At 65.3% G+C, this 13,571-nt stretch carries 9 protein-coding genes; 8 read left to right on the plus strand and 1 reads right to left on the minus strand.

The features are described from left to right. The first annotated feature begins 2 nt into the window (after nt 1-2). The 7 genes from AC07WJ_RS28610 (at nt 3) to AC07WJ_RS28640 (ending at nt 10,584) form a co-directional block, all read left to right on the plus strand. Nucleotides 3-659: a 5-bromo-4-chloroindolyl phosphate hydrolysis family protein gene (locus AC07WJ_RS28610; protein ID WP_494938103.1), complete on the plus strand. Its 657-nt coding sequence runs from the start codon at nt 3-5 to the stop codon at nt 657-659. Further along, a complete protein-coding gene (locus AC07WJ_RS28615; RefSeq protein WP_494938104.1) occupies nt 660-1,769 on the plus strand; it encodes a hypothetical protein in 1,110 nt (369 codons plus the stop codon). Between the two features lie 282 nt (nt 1,770-2,051). Beyond that, nucleotides 2,052-2,453 (plus strand): response regulator, encoded by a 402-nt coding sequence (locus tag AC07WJ_RS28620; protein WP_494938105.1) that lies wholly within the window; start codon nt 2,052-2,054, stop codon nt 2,451-2,453. A gap of 157 nt (nt 2,454-2,610) precedes the next feature. Beyond that, nucleotides 2,611-5,781, plus strand: a complete 3,171-nt coding sequence (locus tag AC07WJ_RS28625; RefSeq protein WP_494938106.1) for a PAS domain S-box protein — start codon at nt 2,611-2,613, stop codon at nt 5,779-5,781. 255 nt (nt 5,782-6,036) lie between these two features. After that, a complete protein-coding gene (locus AC07WJ_RS28630) occupies nt 6,037-7,281 on the plus strand; it encodes an EAL domain-containing response regulator (RefSeq protein WP_494938107.1) in 1,245 nt (414 codons plus the stop codon). A 354-nt stretch (nt 7,282-7,635) separates the two neighbouring features. Further along, a complete protein-coding gene (locus AC07WJ_RS28635) occupies nt 7,636-8,172 on the plus strand; it encodes a hypothetical protein (protein WP_494938108.1) in 537 nt (178 codons plus the stop codon). 45 nt (nt 8,173-8,217) lie between these two features. Next, nucleotides 8,218-10,584, plus strand: a complete 2,367-nt coding sequence (locus AC07WJ_RS28640) for a bifunctional diguanylate cyclase/phosphodiesterase (protein ID WP_494938109.1) — start codon at nt 8,218-8,220, stop codon at nt 10,582-10,584. A 156-nt stretch (nt 10,585-10,740) separates the two neighbouring features. On the opposite strand, the gene AC07WJ_RS28645 is transcribed toward AC07WJ_RS28640, so the two are convergent. Further along, on the minus strand, nt 10,741-11,613 hold the full coding sequence (locus AC07WJ_RS28645) for a LysR family transcriptional regulator (RefSeq protein ID WP_494938110.1): 873 nt from the start codon (nt 11,611-11,613) through the stop codon (nt 10,741-10,743). A 232-nt stretch (nt 11,614-11,845) separates the two neighbouring features. Between AC07WJ_RS28645 and AC07WJ_RS28650 the strand changes: the two genes are divergently transcribed. Next, nucleotides 11,846-13,546 carry a methyl-accepting chemotaxis protein gene (locus tag AC07WJ_RS28650; protein WP_494938111.1) on the plus strand — a complete coding sequence of 567 codons (1,701 nt, stop codon included), beginning with the start codon at nt 11,846-11,848 and terminating at the stop codon, nt 13,544-13,546. Nucleotides 13,547-13,571 lie beyond the last annotated feature (25 nt).

Consider the following 13,571-nt stretch of genomic DNA (forward strand, 5'->3'; position numbering starts at 1 on the left):
GCATGGACCTTGGCGGCGCCAGCGGCTGGAACCATGTGGCGGGCGGCGTCGCCGCGGCCATCGCCATTCCCGCCGGCGTGTTCGGCCTGAACCTGCCTTTCCCGCTGGTCGTCCCGATCGCCGGCGGCATCTATCTCGGCCTCGCCTTCCTGCTGGCCCGGCCCCGGCCGATCGACCGCATCGATCCCGAACGGGTCGGCCGCGCCCAGGCCGCGCTCGTCGCGGGCCTCATCGAGGCAAGTGAAAAACCCGTCGAGCGGCTGCGCGAGGCCGCGCGCCGGATCGAAACGAAAGACACCGCGAAAATGGCCGCGCATATGGCCGAAATCGCCCAGAGCATTCTCGACCGGCTCGCCGCCGAGCCGGGCAAGCTCGCCGCCATCAGGCGCTTCCTGACCTATTACCTGCCGCGTTCGGTCGAGATCGCCGAGGGACTGGTCGTGGTCGAGGCCCAGCGCGCCGCCGACCCCGCCCGTCTCGCCGGGATCCGGGACATGATGGCCAGGCTCGACCAGGCCTTCACCTTCTATTCCGACAGTTTCGCCCAAGCCGAGCTCGACGCGCTCGATGTCGAGCTGAAACTGCTCGGCCGCGCGCTCGCCGAGGATATCGGCGGCGCCGAAACGCCCGCCCCGCGTCGCCAGAACGGAGCCGCCTGAATGGCGATCAGCCGCCGCACCCTCGGCCTCGGCATCCTCGGCCTCAGCGCCACGGCGACCGGCGCCGTCATCTATGGCCGCTCCAACCCGCTCATGCGCGGCTATCTCGGCGAGACGACAAAACTGTTCGGTTTCGTCGGCGGCGAGAAGGAGCGCCTGCTCGCCAATCCGGACGTCGCCACGGCGCTGCGCCGCCACGGCGGCCTGGTGCTCGATGCCCGACGCGCCGGCAGCATCGAGATGGCCCGCGAACGACCGATCCTCGATCAGAACCCGCAATTCCTCTGGCCGTCCTCGTCGGTCCTGGTCGATCTCGCCCGTGCCAACGGCGTCCGGATCCAGCGCGACCAGGTCATCCTCAACTCGCCCCTGGTCGTCTATTCCTGGGACAGCATCGCCAAGGGACTGGTTGGCGCCGGCTTCGCCCAGGCCGACAACGAGGTCCGCTACCGTCTCGACCTGGCCAGGCTGCTCGACGCGATCCTGGCGAACAAGCGCTGGTCGGATATCGGCGTTCCCGGCCTCTATGGCAGCGCGCGCCTGCTTTCGACCGACCCCAACCGGTCCAATTCCGGTTTCATGTTCGCCGGCCTCGCCGCCAACCTGCTGGCGGGCGAGGTCGCGACCGGCGCGACGCCGGCGGCCGTGGGCGCCAAGGTCGAGACCATTTTCGCGCGCATGGGCTACAAGCCGAGTTCGTCCGGCAAGATGTTCGAGGACTATCTGGCCGGCGGCCCGGGCGCCCAGCCGCTGATCGTCGGTTACGAGAACCAGCTGGTCGAATGGGTTCTCGAGGACGAGGCGCGCTGGCGCAGGCTGGAGGCGGCGGCGCCCGCGAGGCCCGTCATCCTCTATCCGCAGCCGACCGTGTTCTCGGCTCATCCCCTGCTCGCGGTGGACGACAAGGCCGGCCTCCTGATCGAGGCCCTGATGAGCCCGCAGGTGCAGCAGATCGCCTGGACCCGGCACGGCTTCCGCGGCCCGCTCGGCACGACCGGCGAAGCCGGCAATGCGCTGGTCCGGGATCGCATCCTGCCACGCATCGATTCCGTCACGCCGATGCCGGACTATCGCACCATGCTGGCGCTGATCGACCGCCTCGCGGCGTGAGCACCGGATTTCGCGCCCGGCCGTCGCCTGCTTCCCCGGACGACGCGATCGGAGCTCGAAGCGGGCGGTCCTGGTTCACGCAGGCTCGCATTTCGCAGGGGAACCGCAGTGTCGCGCCGCGGCGCCGCGCGCGCAGGGCAGAACGGCCGGCGCTGTCTCAAGATCAGCGCCCACAAAGCGGCCAAAGCCGCCTCCGCGCCGACGATAGCGTCTTGTCCCGGATAAGGAATCGGAGAACTCTGCCGGCTTCCAATTTGGCACGTCGACTCACCGGGGCCGTCGATGGCGAGCATTCTCGTAATAGATGACGACGACGCGGTCCTGACGACCATCAAAATACTGCTCGAGCGGCAGTCTCACGAGGTCACGGTCGCCAATACCGGCAAGAAGGGCCTGCAGCTGCTGCAGGACCGGTCCTTCGATCTGACCATCGTCGATATCTTCATGCCCGACCTGGACGGCTTCGAAACCATGAGCCGGATCCACCAGGCGCGGCCGTCCATCCCGATCATCGTGATCTCCGGCTACGAGTTCCAGTCGTCAACCTCCTCGCCGCCGGACTTTCTGCGCATCGCGACCCAGCTGGGAGCGGTGGCGAGCGTCAGGAAACCGTTCAGGCCGGGCGATCTGCTCGCCGCCGTCCAATCATGCCTGCCGGAACGCGGCGACGCGGCCGATGACTGACGGCGATGCGACCGAAGCCGATGTCCGCAAGGCCCTCTTGCCGTAATGACGAGCGGGCCGGCGACCGTTCCGCGCGAAGAATGCAGCCGGCCTTGACCAGCCGCCGGACCGGCTCCGGCGCGCCGAGCGCGATCGGGCCGCGCCGCAGGAGATGATGATGCAGGACAGCGACGACAAGGGTTATTTTCTCGCGACCCTGCCGGCCACCGATTTCGATCGCAGGCTGGCCTGGGCCGCCGTCGCGATCTCGGCGTTCTTCTTCCTGGCCGCCGTCCCCTTCGCCGGCGTGAAACTGCCGGAAGTGCCGGCCTTTGTCGCCGGTTACCAGTTTTCGCTGTCGATCATCGACCTGATCACCGTCGTTCTTCTGTTCGTCCAGTTCAGCATCCTGCGCGCCCGCGCCTTGCTGCTGCTCGCGAGCGGCTACCTGTTCACCGCGATCATCGCCCTCGTTCACGCCCTGACCTTCCCCGGCCTGTTCAGCCCCACCGGCCTGCTCGGCGCCGACCGGCAGACGACCGTCTGGCTCTACATGTTCTGGCATGCCGGCTTTCCGCTCATGACCCTCGGCTATGCCCTGCAGAAGGGTCTTGATGGCGGCGCCCGCGTCCACGGCTCGGTCCGGGCGGCGATCGCCTGGAGCATCCTCGCGGTCCTTGTCGCGGTCGCGGCGCTCACCTGGATCACCACCGGCGCCCACGACGCCCTCCCGACCCTGCTCAGCGAAGGCCATTACACGCCAGTGATGCTCGGCGTCGTCTCCTCGGTCTGGTGCCTCAGCCTGGCCGCCCTGCTCGTGCTCTGGTTCAGGCGGCCCCATTCGATCCTCGACATCTGGCTGATGGTGGTCCTCTGCGCCTGGCTGTTCGACATCGCGCTGTCGGCCATCCTCAACGTCGCCCGCTTCGACCTCGGCTTCTATGTCGGCCGTCTCTATGGCCTGCTCGCCGCCGGCTTCGTGCTGACCGTCCTGCTGGTCGAAACCAGCGTCCTGCAGGCACAGCTCGCCCGGCTGCTCGAGGTCGTGCGCCAACATGCCGCCGCCGAGCGCGACCACCACAAGGATCGGGAGCGGCTGTTCAGCGCCGTGGTCGAGTCGTCGAACGACGCCATCGTCACCAAGACCCTCGACGGCACGATCACCGCCTGGAATCCGGCCGCCGAGCGCCTGTTCGGCCATGCCGCGCAGGACGCCGTCGGCAAGCGCATCGACATCATCGTTCCCGCCGACCGGCGCGACGAGATGCATGACATCCTGGAGCGCGTCGGCCGCGGCGAAAGGATCGAGCATCACGAAACCCAGCGCCTGCGCAGCGATGGAACCTCGCTCGATATTTCGCTCGGCGTTTCGCCCATCCGGTCGGCATCGGGCGTGATCGTCGGGGCGTCCAAGACCGCCCGCGACATCACCGAGGCCCGGAGAACCCAGAGGGCGCTGAGCCAGGAGATCGAGGAACGCCGGCGCATCTTCGATTCGTCGCAGGACCTGATCCTGGTCACCGATGCGAAGGGCCTTCTGGTTCAGGTCAGCCCGAGCAGCGAGGCCATTCTCGGTTATCCGCCGGAAGACATGACCGGCCGCGACGCGGCGGAGTTCATCCACGCCGACGACCTCGATCGCACCCGCGCGGAACTGCGCTCGGTGATCGACGGACGGCAAATGCGCGACTTCGAGACACGCCTGCTCCACCGCAACGGGCGTCAGGTCCCGCTCACCTGGATGGGGACATGGTCGGCGCCGGTGCAGCGCCATTTCCTCGTCGGCCGCGACATGACCGCCAGCCGCCAGGCGCAGGAGGCCCTGCTCGAGAGCGAGCAGCTGGCCCATGGCATCGTCGATACCGCGCTCGATGCCTTCGTTCAGATGGACGAGGCGGGAACGATCATCGACTGGAACCGCCAGGCCGAGCGGATCTTCGGCTGGCCGCGCCAGGAGGTTCTCGGCAGGACGCTCGGCGACCTGATCGTTCCGCAGGCGCAGCGTGCCGGCCACCAGCGTGGGCTCGCGCGGTTTCTGCAGACCGGAAAGGGCCAGATCCTCGGACGCCGCCTGCAGCTCGACGCCGTCGGGCGCGGCGGCAAGGAGATCAAGGTCGAGCTGAGCGTGACGGCTCTCAAGCGCCGCCACGGCTTCGTCTTCAACGGCTTCATTCGCGACGTCACCGAGCAGATCGCCGCCGAGGAGCGGTTCCGGCAGGCGCAGAAGATGGACGCGGTGGGGCAGCTGACCGGCGGCATCGCCCATGATTTCAACAATATCCTGACGGTCATCACCGGAACCATCGAGATCCTGGCCGAGGCGGTCGCCAAGGAGCCGGAGCTTGCGACCATTGCCCGGATGATCGACGAGGCGGCGGGACGCGGCGCCGAGCTCACCCAGCATCTGCTCGCCTTCGCGCGCCGGCAGCCGCTGCAGCCGCGCGAGACCGACATCAACGCGCTCATCGTCGAAACCTCGAAGCTGCTGAAGCCGACGCTCGGCGAGCACGTCGAGATCGAGCTGGCCTTCGACGACGGGCAGTGCCTTGCCCTGATCGATCCGAGCCAGCTCGCCACGGCCATGCTCAACCTGGCGCTCAACGCACGCGACGCCATGCCCGGTGGCGGCAAGCTCGTGCTCGAGACGGGAAGCGCCTATCTCGATGAGGCCTATGCCGCCAGGCATAACGAGGTCAGGCCCGGCCCCTATGTGCTGATCGCGGTCAGCGATACGGGAACAGGCATCCCCGCGGCTTTGCTGGACAAGGTGTTCGACCCGTTCTTCACCTCGAAGGGACCCGGCAAGGGCACCGGCCTCGGCCTGAGCATGGTCTATGGCTTCGTCAAGCAATCCAGCGGCCATATCAAGATCTACAGCGAGGAAGGTCACGGCACGACGGTCAAGATCTACCTGCCGCCGGCCGCGGGACTGCCCGCGACCAGCGAGCCTGTCCAGGTGGCGGCCACCAGCGGCGGCAACGAAACGATCCTCGTCGTCGAGGACGACATGCTGGTCCGCGACTATGTGGTGACCCAGCTGCAAAGGCTCGGCTATGTCACGCTCGCTTCGGCAAACGCCACCGAGGCGCTCGCCGTGATCGAAACCGGCCGCGCGATCGACCTCTTGTTCACCGATGTGATCATGCCGGGCCCGATGAACGGCCGGCAGCTCGCCGACGAGGTCCTGCGGCGGCGCCCCGGCTGCAAGGTGCTGTTCACCTCCGGCTATACCGAGAATGCGATCATTCACCACGGCCGGCTCGATCCGGGCGTGCTGCTGCTCGCCAAGCCCTATCGCAAGTCGGATCTCGCCCGCATGCTGCGCCTGGCACTCGGCTCGACCGGCTGACCTCGCCACCGGGGCCTGGGCCGGGCGCGACGCCTGGGCCGCCCTGCCCGCCCTGCCCGTCCAGCCCCGGCGCGCCGGCGATCAATTCGCGCGATCCGGCGGACGTTGCTGCGGAAGGTGAAGCTCTCGCACGAGAATTGTTAGTATCTCCCGGTGTAACGTCCGCCCGGCAATCGTATCGGTGACATCTCCGCCGGACCGGGCAGCTTCGCGGGCGCCGGACCGGCGGCCTCCAGGCAGTGCGGGTCCGGGCTTATGGAACAATCCCTTCTCATCCTCGATGACGATGCGGCGGTTGCCAGCACGATCCGGATCATGGCCGAACGCATGGCCCTTTCCGTCGAGGCGACGGACAGCGCATCGGCCTTTTTTGAGGCTCTGGAACTGCGCAGGCCCACCCATATCGCGCTCGACCTGGTCATGCCGCGGGTCGACGGCGTCGAGGTTCTGCTGGAGCTCGCGCGCCGCGGCTGCAAGGCGCCGATCATCATCACCAGCGGCGCCGGATCGCGCGTGCTCGACGCCGCCCGGCGCGCCTCCACCGAGAACGGCCTGAATGTGCTCGGCACGCTCGCCAAGCCGTTCACCTTCGCCAAATTCAAGGCCCTGATGGAGCTGGACGGACGAGCCGGCGCGGCCGAACCCGCGCCGCGGGGCGGCGGGCCGTCGACCGCCGAAGGCGCGGTGTCGACCCATGATCTCGAACAGGCCATTGCCGGACGCCAGTTCAGCCTCGCCTACCAGCCGAAAATCCGCTGCGCCGACCGGAAAGTGTTCGGCTTCGAGGCTCTGGCACGGTGGGAGCATCCGACCAAGGGGACGATTCCGCCGGCCACCTTCATCCCGCTGGCGGAAGCGAACAATCTGATCGGCGACCTGACCGACCTCGTCCTGGATCAGGCGCTGGACTGGCTCGCCTCGTCCTTCGCCGCCGCGCCCTTGCACCTCGCGATCAATCTCTCGGCCCGATCGCTCGACGACATCAGGCTGGCCGATCGCCTCGCGGCGGCGGCGGACGCGCGGGGCATCGACCCCGGCAGGATCATTCTCGAGCTGACCGAGACCAGCGCGATGGTCGACCCCCTGACCACGCTCAATCTCGCGACGCGCCTGCGGCTCAAGGGCTTCCAGCTGTCGATCGACGATTTCGGCATCGGCTATTCGTCGCTGGCCCAGCTGGCGCGCCTGCCCTTCTCCGAGCTCAAGATCGACACCTCCTTCGTCCGTCCGATGGCCGCGTCGGAGGAATGCCGGAAGATCGTCCGCGCCATGATCGGGCTCGGCCACAGCCTCGGATTGCGGGTCACGGCCGAGGGCGTCGAAGATGCCCCGAGCCTGGCGCTGCTGCAGGACATGAACTGCGACCTGGCGCAGGGTTACCATATCGGCAGGCCGATGACGGCTCTGGCGGTGACGGCCTGGATGGCCGGTGCCTTTCGCGACGCGGCCGCCCAAGGCACCGCCGGCGCCTTCGGCGAGACCGTCAGCGTCGCCTCCTGACATCGCCGCCTGACATCGCCTCTTGGTGCCGCCTCCTGGTGTCGCGTCCCGGCCGGCGACGGCTGGGACGGCGTGAAAAAAGCGACACGGCCGAAGCCGATCTCCGGAATGCCCTCTTGCGGTCATGACGAGCGGGCGGGTGACCGTTCCCCGCGAAGGATGCGGCCGGCCTTCAACGGCCGCCGGACCGGCTCCGCCGCATTCGGGCCGCGCTGCCCGAGCCGCAGAATTCATTCGCGGATTGAGATCTGCTCAACAGTGCGGCACACAGCTCACCATTACTTAAATTAACTGGAAATAAACTTGAGGCCAATACGAAATTGATAATTCAATACTGAAATACGGAGTTCATGAGTGCCTTGGAATATTTGGTGGCCGGATGCAGCCTCCTCACTTCAGAAGGCCATCAATCGCTCATTCGCCATCGCCCGCTTCGATCTCGAGGGGACGACTCCAGACAGCTTTCATGACGTCGTTGGCAACCGCAAAGACGAACTGCCGGGAAGAACCATCGCGCCTTGGTCTCTTGCACAGAAGCCAATAGCGCCGATGGCGAGGACTTTTGGGAGAGGCTCGAAGCCGGCGAGCACCGGGAAAGGAAATTCCACGGGCGAAAGCGGGATGGCCGAACGATTTGGCTCAGAAAGACCTGCAACCCCATCACGAAGAACCACCCGAACATCCAAACCGGTCAGCATTCATCGCGGCTCGGGACAGCCCATGCGGGTTGTGATGCGCAAAATAATCCGTAGCGGCGCCAAACTGGCGGTCCCCGAAGCCACGATCGTCTCCGAAATTTTTGAACTCGAAATCGCCGGCGAAACGGTTCGCCGGCAATGCCGGACCATGCGGCGCGGGCAACGGGATATCGGCGTGCGCTTCGTCGCCTGACCCGGCCCTCGCCGCCAGCCCCACCTTCCGAAACGGATGCAAGCCATGCGCATCATTACATGTCTCACAGCCGAGCATGATCTTGTCCTTGTCGCGCTGGCCGCGACGATCTGCCTCGTCGGCTCGTTCGTCACGATCCGACTGCTGCAACGCACGCATTCCGCCCCGCAAGGCTCCCGCATGGGCTGGCACTTCCTTGGCTCGGTGGCCGGCGGCTCGACCATCTGGTGCACGCACTTCGTTGCCATGCTGGCCTACGAACCCGGCGTGCCGACGGCATGCGACCCGAAGCTCACGGCCGTCTCGCTCGGTGTTGCGATTCTCGCCTCGGCGATCGCCCTCGACATCGCCAAGACGAGGACCGCGATGGCTGCCACCTTTGGCGGGGCCGTGTTCGGCGCCGGCATCTCGGCCATGCACTATGCCGGCATGGCGGCGTTCCTGATTGACGGCGTGGTGATCTGGCACTTGCCTTATGTCATGGCATCACTGGCTCTGGCCGTGTTGCTTTCGGCATCGGCGTTCGTTGCCGCAAACGGCGGAAAGGGCAATCGATCGACGATCTACGGCGCCATCCTGCTGCTCCTCGCAATCGTCTCGCTCCATTTCTCAGGCATGGCCGCGCTCGAAGTGCTGCCCTTGTCACCCAACCCGAGCAGCGCCAGCGATACCTCCGCGAAAGCCGCGCTGGCGGTTGCCGTGGCCGGGGTCGCGCTCCTGGTGCTGGGCACCGGAATCGCCAGTTTCACATTGGATCAGCAGAGCCGCGAACGCGCGCGAACGCGCTTTCGCCATCTTGCCGAAAGCAATGTGGATGGCGTTGCCATTGAGCGCGACGGCCTCATCATCGATGTGAACAGCGCCCTCGCAAACCTGGTTGGCCTTCCCCGGACCGAGCTTGTCGGACGCAGCTTCAGCAGCTTGAACACCGAGAGTGTCGAGATTCCCGAGCGCGAATTGGTCCGGGCCGGGTTGCGCGGCCTGAACGGCACCAGGATCCCGGTCGAGATCGTCACCCGAAGGGAGGAAGGGCAGTTCTCGGAGCGCAACCTCCTGATCTATTCCGTTCGCGACCTTCGGTTCCGCATCGCGCAAGAACAGAAAATGGCGCACATCGCGCGGCACGACGGACTGACCGATCTTCCCAACCGATCCGCATTTCGCGAGCGCCTGGAAGAGTCGGTAGCGAACGCAGAGACGGGCCACGCGATCGCACTGCTCGCGATCGACCTCGACCGGTTCAAGGAGATCAATGACACCCACGGCCATGCGGCCGGCGATCTCGTCTTGAAGACATTGGCGGACCGTGTTCGAGCGGAACTCGCCGCCGACCAGTTTGCAGCGCGGCTCGGCGGCGATGAATTTGTCGTCCTCGCATCGGTTGCCACGCGCGCGGAGGCGCTCGCGCTGTCTCATCGATTGAGCAATCGGATGAGCCAACCCATCGCGTTCGAGGCATCTAAGCTTTCCTGCGGCACGAGCATCGGCATTGCGCTCTACCCCGATGACGCGGGCACGCCGACAGCCCTCATGAACAATGCGGACCTGGCGATGTATCGCGCCAAGCGATCGACGACGGAATCGATCTGCTTCTACGCCGAGGAAATGGACGAGCTGGTGCGGGCCCGCCGGAACATCACGCGCGCATTGGCGGACGCCATTGCGCTCAACCAGCTCGAGCTGCGGTTTCAGGTCCAGGTGTCGGTCGGATCCGGCGACATCACCGGCTACGAAGTGCTGTTGCGCTGGCGGCACCCGGAGCATGGATACGTGCCGCCCTCGCAATTCATCCAGATCGCCGAGGAAGCCGGCCTCATATTGCCCATCGGCGAGTGGGTTCTGCGGGAGGCTTGCGCCATTGCGGCCACATGGACCGTTCCACACCGCATCGCGGTCAACCTGTCCGGCGTTCAGCTGATGCAGGTCGGCCTGCCGGCGCTGATCCATCAGATCCTGATCGATACGGGCCTGCCGCCCAGCCGGCTCGAACTGGAAATTACCGAGACGGCGGTCATTCGAGACCCCGTGCGAGCCCTGCACTCGCTGCGACAGATCAAAGCGCTTGGAATTACGATCGCCATGGATGATTTCGGCACCGGCCACTCGTCGCTCTCGACGCTGCGGTCGTTTCCTTTCGACAAGATCAAGCTCGACAAGAGCTTCATGGACGAATTGGAGCACGACACCCAGACGCGCGCCATCATCCGCGCGGTTCTTGCTTTGGGCGACAGCTTGGACATCGCGATTCTCGCGGAGGGGGTCGAGACGGCTCAGCAGCTGGCATTCCTGAAGGACCAGGGCTGCGACGAAGCACAGGGGTATCTGCTGGGACGGCCGGCCCCCACCATAGGGATCGTGAGAACTCACGGCGTCGAGGCCGACGGCCCCCCTCCTTTGGCCGCGGCCAGGTGATCCCCCGCTTTTTGTCAAAGGCTCCGCGGACACCCCCAAGAGGAAAATCGGATCGCTGCCCCGGACAATCTCAGTTGAGTTTGCAAGTCGGAGATCATTCGCCGAGGCGGGAAACCGGCATGTCGGTCATGCTCGCCCTTCCGCGGGCGCCTTGCTTCAGCGCGATTGTTGCGCGCCCGAAAGCGTCTTTACGAACCAAGACGCCAACATTTTCAGCGGCGCCTCGTCCCGGCGCGCTGTTTTGATACAGTAATAATACTGCCGGCCCGAGGCTGCCGGACCGCCGAAGACCATTCGCACCGCATTGGCATGCAAGGCGCTTTTGGCCAGGAAATCGGGAACAAGCGCGACGCCGATTCCGTGCTTGGCCATTTCAAGGGCGAAGACGTAGTGCGAACATTGAATCAGGCCATCCTCTTTGAGCTCCGGCGCCGAGGAACCAATCTGGGCTCGATAGTTCACCCAATCAGCGGCGGGCGATAGCGTATCGATACTCGTGGTAATGAGCGGCAGAACACGCGCGTCGGCATCGCGGGCGCAGACGGCGACGAGCTTTTCGACGAAGAGCGGTGTCGAGGTATAGCCATTGTTCATCGGATAGGCCGTCACGAAGGCGTCGCCGACCGAGTCCGTCAGCTTCGGAAAGTCCGAGTACATTCTCAGTGTGATCTGCAGGCTGGGATGCTCGGCTCGCAGGTCGGGCAGGCGCTCAATGAACCAGCCCGGCCCGAAACTGCTGCAAACCGCCAACCGCAGGCTCTGCCGCGACTGACCGATGCTTTCCCCGACCGATTGCTCAATTTGCCGGAAGACGGCATCCAGACCCGACGCCAGTCGCTCTCCCACTGGCGTCAACTGAATGCCGCGGCCGGTTCGCTCGACAAGCTGCTCGCCAATTTCGCCGCTCAATGCGCGAAGCTGGTGGCTGACCGCCCCCGGCGTAACCCCGAGCTCCGCCGCCGCTTTGGTGACCGACCGATGTCGCGCCACCACTTCAAGCACCTGGAGACTACGGAGGTTGTACTGCATCAGCTGTAACCTGGATGATTTCTATCATAACCGAACGCGACTTGCCACAACCCTCATACTCAATATTCGCCCGGCGAGATTTGTATTCAACGATTGAATTCAGCTCAATTGTTGAATCTTTCATGATTAATTTCAAATTAACACTCATCGACAATTTTGGAACCGAAAATATTCGCGCGGATAGATCGCCGATAACGCAAATGATCGAAACGCAACGGGACCGGGAGTTGCAATGTTCTTTAATCACCTACCATTGATAGTCAAAACCATCTTGCTCATTTGTCTGGTCGGCCTTTGTGCCATCGGCGGAGGCCTGTACGCGGCTTATGAAATGCGCGCGATCGATGCGACCTACACGTCCCTGATCGAGGGGCCTGGCCGAGCCCAGGTCAGCATCGCCCGATCCAGCCGCGATATCTCGTCCGTCACCGTCACGATCTACCGCAATCTCGCCGCGACGGCGGAGGCGGATAACCGCGCGGCTTCCGAAGCGCGCCGGCAACTCTTGGAATCGATTGGCGAACGTCTCGACCGCGCGAAGAACTGGGCTCCTTCCTTCGCGGCCGAGATTGATAAAGCGCGCGGCGACCTGCATGCGACGGTGATGTCCGTATGCGGCGATGTCATCGCCAAGGCGAACCACACGCACCCCGGCGACCCCTCGTTCACCCAACTGTTGAATGACATGTTCAACACGTGTGAACCCGCGCTCGTCAGGGTTCAGAACGCGTTCACCGCGATCAACGAGCGCATCATTGATTTCAACAAGTCCTCGTCGGACGCTCTTGCCGCGCTGACGGATCGGACGATCAAGACCGTGCTCGGCGCGATCATCGTGAGCATCCTGGCCACCGCCCTCCTCGGCATCTGGCTGATCCGGCGGAGCATCACGCAGCCGCTCGGCACGCTTCTTGGCGTGATGCAGGCGATGGGCGGCGGCACTTATGCGGTGAGTATCGAAGGGACGGAGCGGCGCGACGAAATCGGAACGATCGCCAAGGGCCTGGAAGCCTTCCGCGGCGAACTGCGCGCGGCCGAGGCAGCCCGCGCCGCTCAGGAGGCGGCGAAGGAAGCAGATAGCGCGGCATCCACCCGCCGCGTGGCGCTGGCCGAAGGTTTCGTTGCCCGGATGCAGCACGTGGCCGAGACATTCGCGCAGTCATCAGGAGAAGTCGCGGATTCGGCACGCGCTCTGTCCGCGACAGCCGAGGAGACCACCCGGCAAGCCCAGGCGGTTGCTGGCGCGGCCGAGGAGGCCTCGGTGAACGTGCAGACTGTAGCGGCCGGAGCGGAAGAGCTGTCCGCCTCGATCCGGGAAATCAACATGCAGGTCGCCCGCTCGGCAACGGTCGCGGAAGCTGCGGCCGGCGAAGCTTCGTCGACCGACGCGCACATTCACTCGCTTTCGGCGGCGGCCCAGCAGATCGGCGAAGTCGTCGACTTGATCAACAACATCGCCTCGCAAACGAACCTGCTGGCACTGAATGCGACGATCGAGGCGGCGCGGGCCGGCGAGGCCGGCAAAGGCTTCGCCGTCGTTGCCAGCGAGGTCAAGCAGCTCGCCTCGCAGACAGCCAGAGCCACCGAGGAAATCGGCCGAAAAATCGCGGAGATCCAATCCAAGACGACGATCGCCGTCGAATCGATCGCTCAAATCGTCCGCACGGTCGATACGATCCGCGAAGTCACCGCGTCGATCGCCGGGGCCGTGGAGGAACAGGGAGCGGCGACGGCCGAGATCGCCCACAACACCCAACAGGCGGCGGCAGGCGCGACCTCGGTAACCGACAACATCGCCGGGGTCAGCGCGGCCGCCGAAACGACCGGCACATCGGCGATCCATCTGATGGACCTGTCCGCGTCCCTGTCCGATCAATCCACGCTGCTTCAAAAAGAGGTCGGAGACTTCGTCGCCAGCCTGAGGGCAGTCTAGCCCGGGATCGACGACGCCCGAGGCC

It is taken from the genome of Phreatobacter sp. GW821-FHT04C01, from assembly GCF_059420385.1.